We start from the raw sequence: 21,072 nt of genomic DNA, 5'->3' as shown, positions 1-21,072 counted from the left end.
TTAAATTTGTTATTCGGATGCTGAACTACTATAACCTGACAGACTTGCCAATCTATTCCACTTTAGTCTTATGACAAAAAAGACCTTAGGAAAACCGTCCGGCCTTTACAAAAAATGGCAGATGTATTTGCTGTTTTTTTGTTGGCTCGGACCACGCTTCTCGGATAATTGGCGACGCATTCAATAAAAAATCATCGCCGTGCTCCTGTATTCGCAACTGAGAAGCTGACCACGTTCGGATAAAATCCAATGTTTGCGTGACAGACCAATGACAATTTAATTCAAACTGCGGCACGTCAATAAGTTCTAATGGAAACTCAATGTCACGGTACTGATTCCACAACAAGCGACTCTGCGGAGGCCAATAAGGCGCAAGATGAGGCAGCACGGTTTCGGCAATGGCTTTGTCTTCGGCATCGCCAACTTGCAACCAGTTATAGCCCCAACAAACAAAAATCCCCCCCGGTTTTAGCACTCGTCTCAGTTCTGCCCAAAACGCATCTAAATCAAACCAATGCAGGGCATGCGCCACACACACCACATCAAAATAATGATCGGGGTAAAGTGTTTTTTCCGCTGGAAACACCTGATAATTCACCTTGCGATGAGGCGTTGCCGCCGTCACTTGCGATTCGCTGATATCAGACGCCTCAACACGGTCGAAATACGCAGCAAGATCAACGGATGCTTGGCCAGTACCGCATGCACAATCCCATACAACACTGGAAGAAGGCACTTGTTGAGACAACCAATAATACAACTCGGCAGGATACATGGGTCGAGTTCGGGAATAACTAATCGAAGATTGTCCGTCAAACGTGCGCATAGAAACCTCTAATTCCAATTGCATTTTCACCTCAACAACGTCATTAAAGGCTTCAAATCATCCAACACCATTGTTTCAGCTAAGCTCACTGGATAACACCCCATATTGATCGAGCACCTGACGAGCCTGCTCAACACCCTTTACCCGATGCGCCTTCATGCCTAATGACAACGCCGTATCGATATTAACCTGATTATCATCAATAAAAAGAATCTGCTCAGGCGCAACACACAAGCTACGAATAACATGAAGGTAAATGGCTTCGTCAGGCTTAACAAACCCCACTTGATGAGATGCATAATAACTGTGAAACTTCCCCGCCAACCCCATTTCGTCCATGAGCCTTGGCCAATGCGCCGCGTTCGTATTCGACAAAATTGCACGATGGTACTCAGGCTTCACTGCATCGACTAAAGCCAATGCTCCAGCAAACAAGCCTTTTGGCCATGCTTTAAACGTCGTTTTAAAAAGCGCTTTGTCGGCATTACTGCCCACTTCTGTTAACAAGTCTTCTGCAAATTGATCAAACGAAATATTGCCCGAATCAAAGGCCGCGACAGACGGTGATTGTAACCATTTCAGCCACACATCGGATTCTTCACCATGCGTATTCAACATAGCATGCATTTCAGAAACATCACCCAAATCCACCAGCACATTGCCTAGATCAAACAGTACAACACGAATTACTTGTTCTTGCTTCATTATTTTCTCACTTTGAACCATCGGCAATATTTTGCTCACACAAAAAAAGAGAAGTGACAAAATAGCATGTTAAACGGTATTTTTACTCGCTTACATCATAAGCAATTTTTTGCCGACAAAGAAACGTCAACAATAAGCAATAATTTGCGCAAAAGTATGTAAAAAAGTAAGAATAGAAACAGACTAAAAATAAAAGCATTAATTTTCAATGAGTTATATCTTTGGCACGATAATCGCTATAGATTAACTTAACCAACCCCACCAATAGGAGAAAAATAATATGAAATTGGGATTCGTTACTAAAGCCATTCTTTCTAGTGCTACTGCTGCAGCAATTGCGTTGTCAGCAACAGGCGCCTCTGCGGCGGACAACCGCAATTACATTCTAGCAACAGCATCCACTGGGGGAACGTATTATCCCGTTGGTGTTGCCATTGCGACACTGAGTAAAGTGAAGCTGGAGCCAAAATTCGGTTTATCCGTGTCTGCGATTAGCTCTGCAGGGTCCGGTGAAAACATCAAATTACTCCGCGAGAACCAAGCTCAATTTGCCATTCTACAAGGCTTATATGGTGCATGGGCATGGGACGGCGAAGGCCCATTTGAAAGCTCAGGCAAACAAACTGAGCTGCGCTCTGTTTCCATGCTGTGGCAAAACGTAGAACACTTTGTTCTAAAGTCCGATCTTGCCAAAACGGGTACGGTTGCGGATCTAAAAGACATCGAAGGTACGAATCACAAATTCTCCATTGGTACCAAAAACTCAGGCACAGAAGGTTCTGGTCGTCAGCAGCTTAAAGGCCTAAACATTGATCCAGACAAATTCGCTTTGGCTTATATGGGTTACGGTGCAAGCGCCGATGCCATGCAAAACGGCAACATTGATGGTATGAATACTCCAGCTGGTGTTCCAGTAAGTGCCGTCACAAGACTCTATGCGTCCATGGGCGATAAAGTGAAAGTTCTGGATTTTACTGACCAACAAATCAAAGAAGCCAATGGCAGCTATGATTTATGGACACGTTATGTGATTCCAGCAAACACTTACTCAGGCCAAACAAAAGACATCAACACCGTCGCTCAGCCTAACTTCCTAGCCGCTCGTGCTGACCTATCGGAAGACGATGTGTATGAGTTGACTAAGTCTTTGTATGAAAACTTGTCTTACCTAAGTGCGATTCATAAAGCAACGTCTGTCATGTCTATCGAAAAAGCCATTGCAGGCCTTCCTGTGCCACTTCATCCAGGTGCAGCACGTTACTACCGTGAACGCGGTATTAACATTCCGGCTCGATTGATCGCAAAATAACACCGCAAAACGGTGTCAACGCGCCGTACCTTGTACGGCGCGCCTCTCTTTCTTTGCACAACTTGTTTTTGTACGCATTTAAGGTAGCTTGTCTATGACTGCTTCGTCGCAACCCACCGCCTCTAAAGAGGTAAACCTTGATGATTTTGAAACCAAATACCGTACCGGGACTTGGTTAAATCGTTTGGTGTTTACCATTTCTATATTTTTAGCTGTTGCTCATATTTACATCAACACCATAGCAACATTGCCGGAACTCTGGGTATCTGCTTTTCACTTTGCTGGATTCGGAGCCTTATGCGCCCTGCTTATTCCTGCCCATCCAACCTGGCAGAATAGCAAAATAGCCATGTTTTTTGACAGTGCCATCGTATTGGCTTTGATCGGCATGGTGCTGTACATCGTTTTTTTCGAAGACGCCCTTTACGCCAGAGGCGTCACATTTAATACGGCCGATTGGATCGTCTCCAGCATTGCCGTGTTGTTATCATTAGAGCTTATCCGTCGCACTAGCGGTTGGTTTATCCCCTTTCTGATCGTCGTCGCATTGACCTACGTTGTGTTATGGGGAAGCTGGCTTGGCGGCATGTTTAACTTCCCTGGATTAAGCATGGAAACGCTGCTGTACCGCAGCTTCTTTAGTACCGACGGCATGTTTGGCTCTATTTCCCGAATCTCATGGAGCTTTGTCTTCATGTTCATTTTATTCGGTGCCTTTTTAGTGAAATCTGGGGCGGGTGACTTCATTATTGATTTGTCTCGCTCTCTCGCCAGCAAAATGATTGGTGGGCCAGGCTTTGTGGCCGTATTGGGATCAGGTCTTATGGGCTCGGTATCTGGCTCTTCGGTTGCTAACACCGTTTCTACTGGCGTTATTACCATCCCATTAATGCGCAAAGCCGGCTTTCCTGCACGTTTTGCGGCAGGTGTAGAAGCCGCCGCGTCAACGGGTGGACAGCTCATGCCGCCAGTCATGGGGGCTGGCGCGTTTATCATGGCGTCTTACACTCAAGTATCTTACGTTACCATCATCAGTGTGGCCGCGATTCCTGCGCTTTTGTACTTCTTGTCTGTCGGCTTTTTCGTCCGAGTTGAGGCTAAGCGCAGCAAAGTCATCGCGACAGAAAGTGATGACGCCGTGAATATGTCACAAGTGCTGAAAGACGGCTGGCATCACATTGTTCCGCTGACTGTACTGGTCACTTTATTGGTACAAGGTTTTACACCGACTTATGCCGCTGGCATCAGTATCTTGGCGGTAATAGCGGCGTCATTCCTTTCTCGCAAGCACCGAATGGGCCCAGCAGAAATTCTTGATGCAATGGCGCAAGGTGCCAAAAACATGTCAACCACTGCCGTTTTATTGGTTGGAATTGGTTTAGTGGTTAACGTCATCAGTACCACTGGTGTGGGCAACACCTTTTCATTATTGATCACCAATTGGGCTGGCGGAAGCCTGTTCTTCACCATTATTTTAGTGGCCATCGCGTCGTTAATTTTGGGAATGGGATTGCCTGTCACGGCGTCTTATATTGTATTAGGTACCTTGTCTGCTCCTGCCTTGTTCAATTTGATTGCCGAAAGCCAGCTTTTAGAAATGATGTCTTCCGGCAATCTACCAGAAGCGGCGAGCGCTATTTTCATGTTGGTGGACCCTTCTGCCATCGCCACTTTGGCGCAAGGCATGCCGATGGAACAAGCCCAAACGTTGTTAGCGCAAGTTCCTAATGACTTTAAAGGCATGTTAATGGATCAGGCATTGGGCGCTCAAAGCGTGGCGATGATTTTGGTCACTGCACACATGATCATCTTTTGGTTGTCCCAAGACAGTAACGTCACACCACCCGTGTGTTTAACCGCGTTTGCGGCCGCTGCTATTGCCAAAACACCGCCAATGCTAACGGGCATGACGGCGTGGAAATTGGCGAAAGGCTTGTACATAGTGCCATTATTAATGGCCTACACGCCTTTGATTGGTGGCGATACCGAAACACTCCTGCGTCTTTCGTTCTTTGCCATCTTTGGAATGTATGCACTTGTGGGCGCGATGGAAGGCTATCTAGAAGACAAAGTGTCTATTCCGACTCGTCTCGTACTGCTGATAGCATCCACTATGATGCTGTGGCCCAACCTTGATTTGTGGATTGAATGTGTTGGTTTGGTGTTGTTCTTAGCGGTCTTTATTAAGGGTAATAAGTCCTACAAAAAGAGCCTATAAAAGCATTCTGATAAAGCACTAATAAAGACACTTATTGAGACACAAAAAGGATTCTAAAACGCAAAACGGCCTACCTTGATTAACAAGATAGGCCGTTTTTTATGCCGATTGTAAACGTCTAAATATTGGCTTAGGTAAGCGCTTATTCCGATACTTCTGACACATCTGAATCAAGGCCATCATCTAATTCTAGCCTCGCATCAGTACCGGAAAACTCCGCCTTTGTACTCGCCATCATGCTGATCCACATAGACACATTCGCATCATAATCACGACGCTGATTCTTTGGAATGGATTGCGTTGTCGGAATGTCCGTGGTCATTGGGTTTACAGGTCTGCCTCGAATGTGAAGCTCATAATGAAGGTGCGCCCCTGTGGTTCGGCCTGTATTACCCGACAATGCAATCACTTGACCACGTTTAACCTGCTGACCTTTTTTCACCAAGATTTTACTTAGGTGCAAAAAGCGCGAGCCATAAGGCCCCGTGTAATCAATAACAATGTATTTACCCGCGTACTTATGTGTCGCCACCCGCGTCACCACACCGTCACCCGTAGCAAGCACCTCTGTACCAGATGGCGTTGCCAAGTCGACACCATTATGTGGCGCTGGGTGCCCCGTGATTGGGTGCAAACGGTTGGCATTAAACGGAGAACTAATACGATATTGTTTGCGGGTTGGCCAACGCAATAAAGCCGGCGTTAGGCTGTTACCTGACTCATCATAAAAACGCCCATCCGAATGCACAAACGCACGATAAGTTTGGCCTTTTACCGTAATTTCCAGTGCTTCTAATTGATCTTCACCGACTTTAACGCCATCGATACTGCCTTTTTTGACAACAAAATCAAACGCATCACCGGCTCTAAGGTCTTTGCGAAAATTCACTCGCCCTTTTAAGACATCGTTAATGATTAATATATTAGTATCAGACAGTCCGGCTTTTTTCGCAGACAAATAAAAGTTGCCGACAATTTTGCTGTGTACGGCTTCATGATTGTAGGTAATTGGCTTAATGTGCTCTTCATAGCTGTAGCCGCCATTATCATGCTGTACATAAGACACGCTTTTACTGATATCCAATCGGCGAGTCAACTCGACCAAGTCGCCATTTTCATCCAATTTGAACGTGAATTTATCATTTGGTAGCAAGGGTTCGAGCACTAAATACTCTTGATCGGCTTCTAATACCGCATACAAAGATTCTCTCGGCAGACCCAATCTTGCAAAAATACGCGCCAACGTATCACCCGATTTGATCACATACTCAATAGACGGTAGTGGCGCAGGAACCGCTTCCACATTTTGCAAGGGGTCTGTGGTGATTAAGGAATCATAATCATTGTCTTCGTCGGTATTCGCGCTTACAGGGGGTAACTCGATTGGCGCTGGGGTCTCTATATCGACACTGGGTAGAACATACTCTTTGGGATTTTCTGTTGGCGACACAAGCGATCGGTAAACAAACAACAGCACAACAAAGGTAGCAAAAATGATCGATAACCAAGCTCGCGGGCCAGATAAAGCCCAACGCGAGAGGCGTGTAATAAACTGCATAAATAAAAAACTCATTAAACAAAAATGGTTCACCAAGAACCTGACTATGCACTACCGCTGTAGGTCGCACACGTTCTCAATATATGACAAAAACAGAACCACACTTTGTCTCATGTGCCATTTCCTTGCCACTGCTGGAGTGCAAATAATCACAGTCCATACTTTTTTCGCCTGCGGTTTTTCGAAACCAATACGAAACAAGCATTGAAGCTAATTTTTTTCGGGCAAGAATACGGTATTTCAAACTCTAAAGAAATACTTAGTCCATTGAAAACCGTCTATGAAGTGCTTCTTTTATAAGCAAACGACATAACGTTCAACGACAGGTCGTTTTCACGCACTTTATTGGAGCAAAATGGATAGACGACCCTATCGTCTCTCCGTACTATAAAGCTCACTTTTTAAGAGCCGAATGCTATAACATGTCTTTTTCGCCCTTCTCATTTCCCTGCTTCCAACCGCGAACATTCGCACGCGGTGATGAGCAAAGCCCCTCTGGTGTTGCTGAGTTAGTGGAAGAAATGCCTTTAGCCATCAGCATAAATGGCATAGCTCACGCCGTGATGATGGTTACTCCCAACCATCTGGATGCGTTTGTGGTAGGCCTTGCCTGCAGCGAAGGCATTATTGAAGACATCAATGATGTCCGAGACATAGAGATTGAAACGACAAAGCTTCAAGCAAATATAAACAGCATGGCTGTCGACCTCATCATTAGTCCTAGGCGTTTTGCGCAATACAAACAAAAGCAACACGCGCACCTAGGCGCAACAGGCTGTGGGATTTGTGGCGTAGAGTCGCTTTCACAGGCTATCCCAACTCTGCCCATGTTAGCGCCATGCGCCCCTATTAAAACGTCAATACTGGCGTCTTTAAAGTCGCATTTATCCACCTACCAAACATTAGGAAACAAAACCGGAGCCGTTCACGCCGCGTTACTGATCGCGCCAAACGGCAACCCCATACGGTGTATGGAAGACATTGGCCGCCACAATGCCCTTGATAAGGTCATTGGCTATGCACTCCAACAGCGTTTAGACTTGCATGATCACAGCGTTTTGATGACAAGCCGATGCAGCACCGAACTGGTTCAAAAAGCCGTCCGAGTCGGCCTATCACGATTGATTCACCTAGCATCGCCAAGCACTCTCGCGGTCAGTTTAGCCCAACATTACGGGCTCAACTTAATCCATTTGCCAAAGCAAGATGTCCCAAGAGTGTTTGCCGCGTCGACCCAATTAAAAGGAACACACCATGAGTAAAAAGACCGATTTTTACACGCCCTACAAAGGCCCAGCCGGTGGTTGGGGGGCCTTACAAAGCACAACAAAACATTGGCTAAAAAGCGAGAACGCCGTACGCAATATTCATACTCTGTTAAAAACGAACCAGCCTCATGGTTTCGATTGTCCAGGCTGTGCTTGGGGTGAAAAACACGATCCAGCTAAAATCCGCTTCTGTGAAAACGGCGCCAAAGCGGTTAACTGGGAAGCGACATCTCGTAAAGTCGATGCGGCTTTCATGGCTGAGCACAGTGTCACTTGGCTAAACTCCCAAAGTGACTATTTCCTTGAATACCAAGGCCGACTCACAGAACCAATGCGTTACAACCGAGAAACAGATCACTACGAAGCGATCTCTTGGGAACAAGCCTACAAGCAAATTGGCGATACGCTTAAAAAACAAGCCAATCCAGACACTGTGGCGTTTTACACGTCTGGACGCGCCAGCAACGAAGCCGCATTCTTGTATCAACTTTTTGCGCGCGCATACGGCACAAATAACTTCCCTGACTGTTCAAACATGTGTCACGAAGCCAGCGGTTATGCCTTAACAAGCAGTATTGGCATTGGCAAAGGCACGGTGGAAATTGACGACTTTGAACACGCGGATGCGGTCTTTGTTTTCGGGCAAAACCCTGGGACAAACCACCCACGTATGCTCGAGACCCTAAAAGAAGTGGTGCAGCGCGGCGCGCAACTATTAAGCTTCAATACCCTACACGAGCGCGGTCTAGAACGCTTCCAGAATCCACAAAACCCGATCGAGATGCTCACCAATGGCTCCAAGCCAACCAATACGGGATACTTCTGCCCTAAAATTGGCGGAGACATGGCGGTGGTGCGTGGCATGGTTAAAGTACTTATCGACCTAGAAGTAGCCGCGCAACAAAAAGGCGAAGCGGTTTTTGATCACGATTTCATCAAAGAACACACCCAAGGTTTAGACGCCTACCTTGAACAAGTAAAACAAACACCTTGGCAAGACATCGTCGATCAATCGGGCCTTAGCAAAGAAGACATTACTCACGCTGCCAACGTCTATGCAAAAGCAAAAAGCGTCATTCTGACATGGGCAATGGGCATTACTCAGCACCATCATTCTGTTGCGACCATCCACGAAATGGTCAACTTGATGGCATTACGTGGCAATTTAGGCAAACCGGGCGCGGGTGTTTGCCCTGTTCGTGGCCACAGTAATGTGCAAGGTGATAGAACCATGGGCATTAACGAACGCCCTTCTCAGGCGTTCCTTGATGCGTTGGAAAAACGCTTCAACTTCACACCACCACAAGAACACGGTTTAGCGGTTGTTGATACTATTCGAGCAATGCGTGATGGCAAAGTCGGTGTCTTTATCGCCCTAGGTGGTAACTTCGCTGCAGCAACCCCCGACACACAAGCCACAGAGCATGCCTTAAAACAATGTGAGTTAACGGTACAAATAAGCACCAAGCTAAACCGCTCTCACCTAATCACTGGCACCGAGGCGATCATATTGCCCTGCTTAGGTCGTACTGATATCGATCATCAAGCAAAAGGACAGCAAAAAGTCACCGTAGAAGATTCTTTCAGCATGATTCACGCGTCTGGTGGCGTATTAGAGCCATTGAGCAAAGAACAGAAATCTGAACCAGCCATCGTTGCAGGAATCGCCGCAGCGACGCTAGGTAACTTCCCTATTGATTGGCACGAAGTGGTCAGTGATTACGACCTTATTCGTGAACACATTGCCGCAGTTGTACCTGGATTCCACGACTTTAACCAACGCATTTTGCAAGATGGTGGGTTCTACCTAGGCAACAGCGCACGGGAAAGAAACTGGAAAACACCAGCAGGTAAAGCGATTTGCCATACACATACGTTACCAGCCTCCATTTTGCCAAAACGTGCGCAAGATCTACTGACAGACAAAACCATGATCATGCAAACATTGCGTTCTCATGACCAATACAACACCACGATTTATGGCATGAACGACCGCTACCGTGGCATTAAAGGTGAACGCAAAGTGGTGTTTATTAACCCCGCAGACATCCAGCGTCTAGGCTTCGAAGAAGGTCAAAGCGTAACACTGCGTTCATTATGGGATGACGGCGTAGTTCGCAAAGTGAGTGGTTTTAAACTGGTGCCGTACAGCATTCCTGCAGGCAACATCGCGGCTTACTATCCAGAGACAAACCCATTAGTGCCGCTAGACAGCCATGGTGAATTCAGCAATACGCCAACCTCAAAAAGTATTGCCATAGAATTAGAAGCGTACGAAGAAGAAAACAACGGCATCGCTGTCGCCGCCGTTTAACCTTCTCTTTAAGTAATACTACCTTGTTTGTACGACACTTCCTCGGAAGAGGTAGTGTCGTTAAAGGCCGACCTACAATATCGACGGCATTCGTTTGGCGACAGCCTCCTTCGGGGGAATGACAAGTTATTTACACTGTAAGCGGCAGAAAATTCACCCTAATAGATGCAAATAAAACACGGGTCAATGACGCCACATCACCGGAAAGAAAAGCACCAACACAGTGAAGTATTCCAAACGCCCTAAGATCATCGCAAAACTCATCAACCAAGTGCCAGTATCGCTTAGCGGCGCGAAGTTACTCCCCAGCTCAGCAAACCCTGGACCCAATACATTGAGGCAAGCGGCGGTCGCACTTAACGACGCCATAAAACTCATGCCCGTCATCATTAGTAATACGGTAAACAAAACCGTCACCATAGCAGCAAGACACATAAAACCCATTACTGAGTGACGCACATCTTCGCTGATGGTTCGCCCCTGAAACTTCATCGCAAACACTCCATTGGGGTGCACCAATCGCTTCACTTCCAGACCAATGGATTTCACAGAAATTATATTGCGGATCACTTTATTACCACCCGCCGTAGACCCAGCACAGCCACCAATATAGCCAACAAAGATCAAGATAATGGACGTGACTGCTGGCCAAGCACCAAAGTCCGTTGCCGCAAACCCTGTGCTGGTAATAAACGAAATGACATGGAAAAAAGACTGGGTTATGGACACCCAAAAACCGTCTTCAGAATCCGTTTGAAAAAGAAACAGTGCCAATAAAAAAGCGATAAATGCCACTATTTTCAAGAAGCCTCGCGTCTCTTCGTCTTGCCAATACAGCGTCAAACGGCGTGCAATATACACCCGATAATGCAGCGCAAAGTTGATGGCACCAAGCAGCATAAACACATTGCATATCCACAAAATAAGCGGGCTATTAAAATAGCCCATACTGGCGTCATGGGTGGAAAATCCACCAGTGGATACCGTTGTAAAGCTGTGTCCAATCGCATCGAACACCGACATTCCGGCAGCGTAATAACTTAACGCGCACAACACCGTAATGGCTAAGTACACCATCCATAAATAGTGTGTGGTACTGGAAACTCGAGGAGACAGTTTCTCGTCTTTAATCGGGCCCGGCGTTTCGGCTTTCAATAATCGCATACCACCAATGTTTAGCATCGGCAGAATCGCCACCACAAAGATCACCACACCCAAACCGCCCATCCATTGCAAAAACTGACGATACATCAAAAAAGTGGGTGGCATGTCATCGAGACCAGACAACACAGTAGCGCCCGTTGTAGTTAAGGCACTGATGGATTCAAACACCCCATCCGTAAACGAAATGTGCGTTACAGAAATAATAGGAATGGCGCCCAACACCCCAACAGCCAACCAGGTCAAACTGGCAAACAGCATGGCTTCGCGGGTATTGACGGAAGGCAGAGCGTACTTTCGAAAACCAAGCAAAATGACCAAAGACACCGAAAAGGTAAGCAAAGCGGGAATCGCAAAGGCACGACCAACATCGTCTTTAAACAACATGAAGGATAACTCGCCGAAGACAAATTGCACCACGCTCATCCACAAGCATGGCATCGTCAACAAACGCATCACTAATAACGGGCGAATCATGCGCCGTCGCCGCTCCTATAAAAAGCCACAGAGGATAAAAAACATCTGAAGTGCCGCCATAACCCAACCACATAAATGGGTTAGAACGCCTTCACACACTATAAAGTAATCAGCGGCAAATTCTAAACGTTTCGTTAGTCCAAACACACTCCTTTTGAAACGGTTGTTTTGTAAACAATATGGACGAATTACGCACCTTGTGCTTTTATTAAACAAAATAACAATAAATCAACATCGCATAAAAGGAACCATCATGGACACAGTATTCATTATCGACGTCTTTCACCTAACAGCGCTGGCCATCACAATCAGCTGCTTCTTATTCATCAGTGGCAAACGCATCATTGAGCTTTGCTCTCAAACCCATTCCAATAAATAAAAAAACCGAGCCTAAAGCTCGGTCAATACCACACCAAGGAAGGTTCGTTTTCCCCGTTACAACTTGCTAGTCATCTCCGGAAGTACCTCAAAAAGGTCCCCTACCAAGCCGTAATCCGCAATTTGAAAAATAGGCGCGTCTTCGTCTTTGTTCACCGCAACAATCACCTTAGAATCTTTCATGCCCGCCAAATGTTGAATTGCGCCAGAAACACCAAACGCCATGTACAAATCTGGCGCGACAATTTTACCTGTCTGCCCGACTTGCAAATCATTGGACACAAAACCTGCGTCCACCGCCGCACGTGACGCACCAACCGCCGCACCGAGTTTATCGGCTAACGCCTCAACCAAAGCAAAGTTCTCGCTACTGCCCACACCGCGACCGCCAGACACAATACGAGCGGCACTCGCAAGATCAGGGCGCGCTGATTCCGTAATGTCATCAGATTGCCAACTCGACAAACCATTACTTGCCACAAAAGCGACCGTCTCCACAGCGCAAGCTTGATCGCTATGTTGAGTGGTTTTATCAAATGACGACGCCCGTACTGTGATGACTTTTTTAGCATCCAATATTGTGACCGTCGCGATCGCATTACCGGCATAAATCGGGCGCTTAAATTGATTTGGGCTCAATACCGCACAAATATCCGATACCTGTCCCACATCCAACAGCGCCGCGACTCTTGGCATAAAGTCTTTCGATTCTGAATTTGATGGCGCAACAATATGCGAATACTGTCCCGCTAAATGCAACACCAACTCGCTCATCGGCTCGGCCAAGGCTCTTTCATAAGCATCAGAACTGGCGCAAAGCACCTTGGTAACGCCCAATAAGTTGGCCGCATCGCTGGCAATCAATTCCACATTGTTGCCCGCTACAAGTACATGTACGTCATTGTTCATCTCATTTGCTGCGGTCAACGCGGATAAAGTTGAAGGCGAAAGCGCACTGGAATTGTGTTCTGCAATTAATAAAGTCGTCATTAGATCACCTTCGCTTCGTCTTTCAATTTACCGATCAATTCGTCCACCGACGTCACCTTTACACCCGTGCTGCGAGTGGTTGGCGCTTCCACCTTGTCTAATTGGCAATGGGATTTTATCGTCACACCCAAATCCGCCAAAGACAGCGTTTCTAACGGCTTACGTTTGGCCTTCATGATATCGGGTAATTTGGCATAGCGCGGTTCATTAAGACGTAAGTCTGTCGTAACAATGGCGGGCAATGTCAGTGCGACCGTACGTAAGCCACCATCAATTTCGCGAGTCACAAACGCTTTATCCCCGTCGATCACCAACTTAGAAGCAAAAGTCCCTTGCGGACGCTTCGTTACCGCCGCCAACATTTGCCCCATTTGATTATTATCCGAATCAATCGATTGCTTCCCCAAAATAACCAACTCCGGTTGTTCTTTATCAACCACCGCCGCAAACGCCTTCGCGACATTTAATGGCTCAACCTCTGCATCAACGTCAACCAAAATGCCACGATCAGCCCCCAACGCCATGGCATTACGAAGTTGCTCTTGGCTTTGTGTTGTACCGACGCTCATGACAATCACTTCTGATGCCAGGCCCGCTTCTTTAAGGCGTACCGCTTCTTCAACCGCAATTTCACAAAATGGATTCATTGCCATTTTTACATTGGTTAAATCCACATTACTTTCATCCGCTTTCACACGCACTTTGACGTTGTAATCAATGACACGTTTAACACCCACTAAAATTTTCACTTTCTCACTGCCCCTTATTTTTAGACTCTTGTTTTTCACTGCGGCGCATCATCTTCATTTTGATCTCATCTGGAATGGGCTTAGCTTTAAGAACACCTTCCGCATTATGGCAAGCCCAAACGCGTTTTTCCGTACACTCTACTGCCAAGCCCCCTTCATTAAACAACCGATGACGAACCCCAAAGCTGGCTCGACCAACCTCAGTAAACTCACTTTCGATCGTCACGTTGTCGCCGTATTTTGACGGCTTAAAAAACTGCGATCGCGTGTCTACCATAGGGAAGCCAACGTCGTTTAATTCGTCACGAATGTGTCGGAGGGTGTACCCCATCGCCTCAAACAAGGCGCCCGTGGAGGCGTCAAAAAACGTAAAATATCGAGGGTAAAACACAATGTCCGCAGGGTCACAATCCCCCCACTCTATGCGCACTGACCGTTCATTTTTAAACATAGTGGCGCCCCTCGTTTATACGCTGATAACCAAATCCGACAGTGGTTCTTGGTACAGTAATTCTATTTGGTCTTCACGATGCGCTTGCACAGCCCGTTGGTTCAATGACCCCTTGTCTGTCACTTCATGGGCATCAATGCTGGGTGGCACCGCTTGCAATAAAATACGCTGCACCACGGTTGAGCTGCCGGTACTGTTCTTAGCAAATTCAACCAGCTTTTGTTGGAAAGCATCACGAACCGCAGAATGCGCGATCATCTGCTCATTTGTTTCCACCAGATCGTGCGGCATAATCGCCTGACAATGCGCCCAATCAGGGAATACCAACGCGGTGATATAGCCTCGGTTGGTTCCACACAACACCACATCTTGAACAAAAGGCGCAAACGAGCTGATCAACTTAGCGCGCAAGGTGCCAGCGCTTACCCAAGTGCCACTGTCTAATTTAAAATCTTCTGAGACACGACCATCAAAACGGAAACCGCGCTGCGGAGCGTTTTCGTCAAGATAGGCAAAGGCATCACCTAAACAGTAGTAACCTTCTTCATCAAACGCCTTCGCCGTCAATTCTGGCTGACGCCAATATCCCGGCATGACGGTTTCGGCTTTCACTCGTGCTTCCAACTTCCCTTCATTAGGAACCAATTTGATCGATACTCCCGGTGCAGGCACACCGATAACACCAGAAGTGGATTCTTCGACAGACGCAAACGTTGCTGATGGCGCGGTTTCAGTACAACCTAACCCAGTCAGCATCGGAATTTTCTTGCCCGTGTACTGAATCGCCAAAGCATCAAGGTCGTCCCAAATATGCTGAGCCAGCCCTGCGGCCGCAAAGAAAGTGAACTGCAAACGTGCAAAAAATTTCTCCGCCAATTCTTGATTGGCTTTTAGATTTTTCACCAATAACTCAAAGCCTTTTGGTACATTGAAATACACGGTTGGCGAAATTTCGGCTAAGTTTTGCAGGGTTTTAGCAAAAAGCTTTTCAGTCGGTTTACCGTCATCTAGATACAAGCTGCCGCCGTTGTACAAGGCAATACCAATGTTGTGGTTGCCACCAAAAGTGTGATTCCAAGGCAACCAGTCCACCATGATCGGCGGCTGATCTTTCAAGAATTGCATCACTTGATGAATCATCACTTGGTTCGCACAAATCATCCGTTGAGTGTTAATAACCCCTTTCGGCATGCCTGTGGTGCCTGACGTGAACAGAATCTTGGCAATGCTGTCACCGCTGACTTTGGCGTTTTCAACGTCCACATCAGAAGATTCTGGAAAGTCCCAAAAAGTGGAAAAAGAAATTGTCGGGTTGGTGATTTTCTGCGCTGTGATGTCGCCTTTGATTACCGCAACAGGCGTCGTCGTATCCTGACACACGGATTGGATCGCGTTTTCATAAGGCGCCAATTCGTCCACCACAATCAAGCCAGGTGTCAAAATTTTAAAGATGTGCTGTAACTTACTATAGTCAGTCGCAATCAAAGAATACGCAGGAGAAACCGGAGCATGCGCAATGCCAACGTACATCCCTGCCAACGCCAACATAAGATGCTCAACACTGTTGCCACACAAAAAGACAATAGGACGTTCAACCGACACAGGTTGAGTTAACAACCAGGAGGCAATCTGGCGAACACGTTTCACTGTCTGCGCGTAGGTAAATTTCTGCCATTCACCTTGCTCATCTCGTTGAGCAACAAACATTTGCTCTGGTGTTTTTTCAGCCCAATATTCAAGTTGATCCGTCCAACAACGAGCGTATTCATGCAACGCTTGTTCGCTGTTAATAATTTGTACACCATCGTTTCGTGTTTCGATGTGTATGGGATGTGCGACCACTTTAATTGGGTGAAATTCACTGGTCATTTCTGCTTTCACTTTCATAGCTTGTCCCTACTCTCATCTTCATGCTCATAAAGAAGCACTTTGATTATTTTTATGTGGTTTGAGTTTTAGGGGAGTGGCGGATAAACCACTGCCGAATTATTGTTATTTTCTCGACTTAGGGTGAATTCACCCTATTCAAAATTCATATTGGCTGAGGCCAGCCCCAGCCTGTTCCACTGTTTTTAACGCCGCCATTGCCGCAGGCAAACGATACGCACCATAAAATACGGTTAATGCATTTACATTCTGCATGTAAGCAACATCATGATGGCCTTGAGCTTTCGTATACGCCAAGACATTGAACAACTGCCAAGCACAACATAAGATTCCCATCGCCTCTAGAAACGGCACAGAAACCGCGTTCAATGCGGTTGGATCACATTCCTCACTCAATAAATGCGAGTTCAACAAAGCCCCTAACGTATTCACCGTTTGCAGCGTGTCTTTGGCCATTGCAGACAACGCATTGTCAGAGACGAATGTTGTCGCCAGATCACGCATTTCATCAAGCAACAATGTCAACGTAACGCCTTTGTCTGCACGTACTTTACGAAACACTAAATCACGAGCCTGAATGCCGGTTGTGCCTTCATAGATGGTCGTGATTCGAGCGTCACGCAGTATTTGCGCCACGCCGGTTTCTTCCACAAAGCCCATCCCACCATAAACTTGCACTACTTGACCCGCCATAACATTGGCGCGCTCTGTGGCAAAGGCTTTAAAAATCGGTGTGAGTAAAGCGACTCTGTTTTTCTTTAGCGTGTCATGAGACGCTTCCGTCGCGTCAATTTGCGCCGCAATTTGGTAGCCCAATGCTCGCAATGCAAAGGTTTCCGAACGCATGTCTAGCAACATGCGTTTTACATCCGCGTGCTCAATAATGGCAACACGTTCACCCTGTTCATTGCTGCCTTGGGTACGCTCTTTGGCGTATTCCACCGCACGTTGATAACCCAGTTCACCCAAGGCGACACCTTGTAAACCACAGCTCAAACGGGCTTCGTTCATCAAAACAAACATCGCCATCAAACCTTGATTTAACTCACCCACCAACTCCCCAACACAGGCGTCATCGTCACCATAACTAATCGAGCAAGTTGGACTGCCGTGTAGTCCCAATTTGTGTTCAATGCCGGTACAACGCACATCGTTGAATTCACCCAGCGTACCGTCATCCGCAACTTGATGTTTAGGCACAATAAATAACGAAATACCGCGACTGCCCGCTGGCGCATCTGGTGTTCTGGCCAGCACCAAATGCGCAATATTATCGGTCAGGTCGTGCTCGCCATAAGTGATAAAAATCTTCTGCCCTTTGATCTTGTAAGTACCGTCCGCTTGCGGAATCGCTTTGGTATTCAACGCGCCTAAGTCTGAGCCTGCATTCGGTTCCGTCAACGCCATCGCAATGGTCCATTCGCCCGTGACGATTTTGGGCAAATAGCGCTGTTGAATCGATTCACTCGCAAAAGCTTGCAAAATTTCAGAGCCGCCCTGTGCCAGAGCTTGAAACATAACGAACGCCAAATTTGCCGACAGCCACATTTCATTGACGGGTTGCGCGATGTACTTTGGCAGGCCTTGGCCGCCATATTCCTCAGGCAAGGCTAAACCTATCCAACCCGATTCGGCAAATTGCTGATAGGCGTCTTTCCAACCATCGGGCGTGATCACTTTTCCCTTATGATCATAGCCATTTTGAAAACGGCAGCCTTGAGTGTCACCAACGCCGTTCAGTGGCGCAAGCACACCAGAGGCAAATTTCGCCGCCTCTTCCATCACCGCGTTGGCCAGTTCAGGGTCAAATCCTTCCAATGCATCGACGTTATTTAGGCCTTGTTGTTGATAAGCTTGCGCCACCAACCACTGCATGTCTTTATAAGGTGCTTGATAATTCATCATCGACTCCCAAATACCGTCATCTGACTATTTCGCTGCCATTCGAATCGCACCGTCCAAGCGAATCACTTCGCCATTCAACATGCTGTTTTCGATGATGTGTTGCGCCAAGGAAGCGTATTCATCTGGCTCACCAAGACGTGGAGGAAATGGCACAGATTCACCCAACGATTTTTGCACGTCTTCTGGAAGCACATCCATCATTGGCGTTTTGAATAAGCCAGGAGCAATGGTCATCACGCGAATACCAAAACGCGCCAATTCACGAGCAATCGGCAGGGTCATAGCGCAAACACCGCCTTTGGAAGCGGCATATCCAGCTTGTCCAATCTGACCATCAAATGCGGCTACCGATGCCGTATTAATAATCACACCGCGCTCTAAATTGGCTTCTTGTTCGTTATGCTGCATCTTGTCAGCCACCAAACGAATCATGTTAAACGTACCAATTAAGTTAACCGATACCGCACGTTGAAAGGATGCCAAACGGTGTGGGCCTTCGCGGCCGACGATACGTTCTGCGCCTGGAATACCCGCGCAATTCACCAATCCACTAATAGGGCCAAACGCCTCAACCGCTTTATCGATCGCACTCTGTACGGATTCTTCGTCGACAATATCGGTCACACAACCCTGTACCCGCTCACCGTGCTCTCCAAGTTTTTCTAAAGACGCTTTCACACGGGCTAAGCCGTCTTCATTGACATCAGCCAATGTCACTTTTGCCCCTAAACCATACAGACGACGCGCCACCGCTTCGCCAATACCGGACGCCGAACCTGTTACCACAAAATGTTTGTCTTGAATTTGCATCTAAATACTCCTTGCCTTACTTATATTGAAAAGGGAAATCAACCTAGCTCTTTTTACGGTTCAAAAACGCATCAATACGCGCTTTTACTTCCTCGCTGGTTTGAGTAATTCCGCAAATCAAAGACTCGGTGTACAGACCTTCTTGAGCAGACATATTGCTGATGCGGCTTAACCCTGTGGTCATTGCCCAATTGGAATATTTCGAGTTCTTGCCAATGCCTTCTGCAATTTCAAAGGCTTTGGCCAAGGCGTCACCATTACCCACAACATAATGCGCCAAACCAATACGCAAGCCTTCATCGGCTCTTACGTCACGGCCAGTCAACATCATTTCTGTCATACGGCTGGCACCAATCACATTTGACACATTCACCGACGCGCCGCCGCCCACAAAAATGCCGTGCTTGCCTTCGGGTAAACGGTAGAAAGTACTCTCTTCGGTCACGCGAACATGAGCACAAATGGCCAGTTCCAGACCACCACCAATCACCGCACCATGCATGGCCGCCACAACCGGAATACCCGACTCACGAATGTGGCCGAAAACGCGATGCCACATATTGGAATGCTTTACCACTTCAAATGGTTCACGGGCTTTATGCTCTAAAAGATCCAAGCCAGAACAAAACTCTGGGCCTGCTCCCGACAGGACGATCACATTGACATCGTCAGTCAAATTCAAAAACACCTGCTCGATTTCAAGACACAAGCTGTCATTGATGGCGTTTTTCTTTTCGGGGCGATTCAGCTGTAAATGCGCTATGCCGTTTTCTACTGAGTAATTAATAAATTGATAAGTCGTCATGGAATTGCCTCTATTCTTATAATTATCTGTCTGAAACCTTGATCACCACCGCCATACCGGTATCGCCTGCGGCGCAACCCGTAAATAAGCCATAGCCACCACCGTTGATGACCAGCTCTTCGATCAGCTCAATAATGGCGCGCATGCCGGTTGGCCCTTGCGGATGCCCCCAAATCAAAGAGCAGCCGTAGTTATTCATGGTCATCACATCAATGTTCATCGCTTTCGCAAAGGCCACATCGTTAACCGCAAACGGATTATGTGTTTTGATCGCTTTTACTTGTTGAATATCAATACCCGCCACGGCAAGCGCCCGTTTCGCCGCTTCGATAGGCGCCGCAGGCATGAAGGCCAAATCATCACGCGCTTGGCCAAAACCTAACACTTCAACTTTGATTTCAGGGCGAGCCGTAAGCGAAGCGACTTCTTCCGAACGACACAAAATCGCAGACGCATTGCCGTCGGCTGGGTGCGTTTGATTCCCAAAGGTGATCACACCGCCTTCTTGAATCGACTTTAGCTTCTGCAACCCTTCTAAAGTGGTTGGAAAAACCCCTTCATCGCCTGTAATAACCGTTTCTTCTTTTTGAAGTTCGCCGTTGGCACTGACAAAGGCAGCGTCATATAACGTTTTTGAAAAGCTTGGTCGTCTTTTAATGCGTCTTGATACTGTTCGTAACGACGGAAAGTGACGGCGTCTAATTCTTCACGCGTAATGTCAAAACGTTTGGCCACGTTTTCACCGGTCTGCATCATCGAATGACCGCCAACGCAATCGTTCATCATGTTGTAAGTGACTTGATCTTCGGACGCCCCTGCTGGGCCTTTAGCATTTGGGTAATAAATATGCGGGCCGTTTGAGCAACGATCGGCTGTCATTAAGAAAGACACATTTGCCATACCGCAGACAATTTCTGATGCAGCGGCAAACAAACCACGCGCACTGGTAGCACAAACTTGGTTAACGGCGTGACCTGCCGTATTCACCGCACCAATGTCGTACAAAGGCCAAGGCGCTCCGTTGAAAGATTGGTATTGGTTGATGGTCATGCCCAACACACCAGAGTCAAACATTAAGGGATCAATATTGCGTTTCGCCAACTCGTCTTTCGCGACATGCGCTGCGAATTTCATCGAGTGCAAATGCTGCAAGGAACCTTGCCATTTGGTAAACGGCGTACTCCAGTAAGCACCGTATGGGATTTCTACATTTTTAATAGACATGCAAATTTACTCGCTTCTTTATTCTTGTTGTTTTATC

At 47.0% G+C, this 21,072-nt stretch carries 18 protein-coding genes; 5 read left to right on the top strand and 13 right to left on the bottom strand.

Going from position 1 to position 21,072, the window contains the following annotated elements; all coding sequences use genetic code 11:
• Positions 1–85 precede the first annotated feature (85 nt).
• Positions 86–826: a class I SAM-dependent methyltransferase gene (locus tag N5P32_RS14310; protein WP_265729709.1), complete on the bottom strand. Its 741-nt coding sequence runs from the start codon at positions 824–826 to the stop codon at positions 86–88.
• A 75-nt stretch (positions 827–901) separates the two neighbouring features.
• Positions 902–1,531, bottom strand: a complete 630-nt coding sequence (locus N5P32_RS14305; RefSeq protein ID WP_265729708.1) for an HAD family hydrolase — start codon at positions 1,529–1,531, stop codon at positions 902–904.
• Between the two features lie 280 nt (positions 1,532–1,811).
• On the opposite strand from N5P32_RS14305, the gene N5P32_RS14300 reads away from it, so the two are divergent.
• Positions 1,812–2,840, top strand: coding sequence for a TAXI family TRAP transporter solute-binding subunit (locus N5P32_RS14300; RefSeq protein ID WP_265729707.1), 1,029 nt, complete (start codon positions 1,812–1,814; stop codon positions 2,838–2,840).
• A gap of 94 nt (positions 2,841–2,934) precedes the next feature.
• Entirely contained in the window at positions 2,935–5,058 is a 2,124-nt protein-coding gene (locus N5P32_RS14295; RefSeq protein WP_265729706.1) for a TRAP transporter permease, read from the top strand.
• A 142-nt stretch (positions 5,059–5,200) separates the two neighbouring features.
• Here the strand turns inward: N5P32_RS14295 and N5P32_RS14290 are convergent, their stop codons facing one another.
• Positions 5,201–6,616, bottom strand: a complete 1,416-nt coding sequence (locus N5P32_RS14290) for a peptidoglycan DD-metalloendopeptidase family protein (RefSeq protein ID WP_265729705.1) — start codon at positions 6,614–6,616, stop codon at positions 5,201–5,203.
• 422 nt (positions 6,617–7,038) lie between these two features.
• On the opposite strand from N5P32_RS14290, the gene fdhD reads away from it, so the two are divergent.
• Positions 7,039–7,878: a formate dehydrogenase accessory sulfurtransferase FdhD gene (fdhD, locus tag N5P32_RS14285; RefSeq protein WP_265729704.1), complete on the top strand. Its 840-nt coding sequence runs from the start codon at positions 7,039–7,041 to the stop codon at positions 7,876–7,878.
• Positions 7,871–10,198 (top strand): FdhF/YdeP family oxidoreductase, encoded by a 2,328-nt coding sequence (locus tag N5P32_RS14280; RefSeq protein WP_265729703.1) that lies wholly within the window; start codon positions 7,871–7,873, stop codon positions 10,196–10,198. The genes fdhD and N5P32_RS14280 overlap by 8 nt, the downstream gene beginning before the upstream one ends.
• A gap of 183 nt (positions 10,199–10,381) precedes the next feature.
• Here the strand turns inward: N5P32_RS14280 and N5P32_RS14275 are convergent, their stop codons facing one another.
• Positions 10,382–11,836 carry a TrkH family potassium uptake protein gene (locus tag N5P32_RS14275; protein WP_265729702.1) on the bottom strand — a complete coding sequence of 485 codons (1,455 nt, stop codon included), beginning with the start codon at positions 11,834–11,836 and terminating at the stop codon, positions 10,382–10,384.
• Between the two features lie 253 nt (positions 11,837–12,089).
• Here N5P32_RS14275 and N5P32_RS14270 point away from each other — a divergent pair, with 253 nt between their 5' ends.
• A complete protein-coding gene (locus N5P32_RS14270; RefSeq protein WP_265729701.1) occupies positions 12,090–12,215 on the top strand; it encodes a hypothetical protein in 126 nt (41 codons plus the stop codon).
• 56 nt (positions 12,216–12,271) lie between these two features.
• On the opposite strand, the gene N5P32_RS14265 is transcribed toward N5P32_RS14270, so the two are convergent.
• The 9 genes from N5P32_RS14265 to N5P32_RS14225 form a co-directional block, all read right to left on the bottom strand.
• Positions 12,272–13,204 carry an electron transfer flavoprotein subunit alpha/FixB family protein gene (locus N5P32_RS14265; RefSeq protein WP_265729700.1) on the bottom strand — a complete coding sequence of 311 codons (933 nt, stop codon included), beginning with the start codon at positions 13,202–13,204 and terminating at the stop codon, positions 12,272–12,274.
• On the bottom strand, positions 13,204–13,953 hold the full coding sequence (locus N5P32_RS14260; protein WP_265729699.1) for an electron transfer flavoprotein subunit beta/FixA family protein: 750 nt from the start codon (positions 13,951–13,953) through the stop codon (positions 13,204–13,206). Before N5P32_RS14260 ends, N5P32_RS14265 begins: the two co-directional genes overlap by 1 nt.
• A gap of 4 nt (positions 13,954–13,957) precedes the next feature.
• The gene (locus N5P32_RS14255; RefSeq protein WP_265729698.1) at positions 13,958–14,404 is read right to left on the bottom strand and encodes an acyl-CoA thioesterase; all 447 of its coding nucleotides are present in this window, start codon (positions 14,402–14,404) and stop codon (positions 13,958–13,960) included.
• Positions 14,405–14,419: 15 nt separating this feature from the next.
• The gene (locus N5P32_RS14250) at positions 14,420–16,291 is read right to left on the bottom strand and encodes a feruloyl-CoA synthase (protein WP_265729697.1); all 1,872 of its coding nucleotides are present in this window, start codon (positions 16,289–16,291) and stop codon (positions 14,420–14,422) included.
• A gap of 138 nt (positions 16,292–16,429) precedes the next feature.
• Positions 16,430–18,193, bottom strand: a complete 1,764-nt coding sequence (locus tag N5P32_RS14245) for an acyl-CoA dehydrogenase (protein WP_265729696.1) — start codon at positions 18,191–18,193, stop codon at positions 16,430–16,432.
• Positions 18,194–18,220: 27 nt separating this feature from the next.
• Complete coding sequence (locus N5P32_RS14240; protein WP_265729695.1) at positions 18,221–19,006, bottom strand: 3-hydroxyacyl-CoA dehydrogenase; 786 nt, start codon at positions 19,004–19,006, stop codon at positions 18,221–18,223.
• 43 nt (positions 19,007–19,049) lie between these two features.
• Positions 19,050–19,811 (bottom strand): crotonase/enoyl-CoA hydratase family protein, encoded by a 762-nt coding sequence (locus tag N5P32_RS14235; RefSeq protein WP_265729694.1) that lies wholly within the window; start codon positions 19,809–19,811, stop codon positions 19,050–19,052.
• Positions 19,812–19,833: 22 nt separating this feature from the next.
• Positions 19,834–20,307 carry a beta-ketoacyl-[acyl-carrier-protein] synthase family protein gene (locus tag N5P32_RS14230; protein ID WP_265729693.1) on the bottom strand — a complete coding sequence of 158 codons (474 nt, stop codon included), beginning with the start codon at positions 20,305–20,307 and terminating at the stop codon, positions 19,834–19,836.
• 38 nt (positions 20,308–20,345) lie between these two features.
• On the bottom strand, positions 20,346–21,035 hold the full coding sequence (locus tag N5P32_RS14225) for a thiolase family protein (protein ID WP_265729692.1): 690 nt from the start codon (positions 21,033–21,035) through the stop codon (positions 20,346–20,348).
• Positions 21,036–21,072 lie beyond the last annotated feature (37 nt).

This window comes from Marinomonas pontica, assembly GCF_026191375.1.
Taxonomy (GTDB): Bacteria; Pseudomonadota; Gammaproteobacteria; order Pseudomonadales; family Marinomonadaceae; genus Marinomonas; species Marinomonas pontica.
The sequence above is the reverse complement of the archived record's forward strand: the minus strand, read 5'-3'. Positions and strand labels throughout refer to the sequence as shown.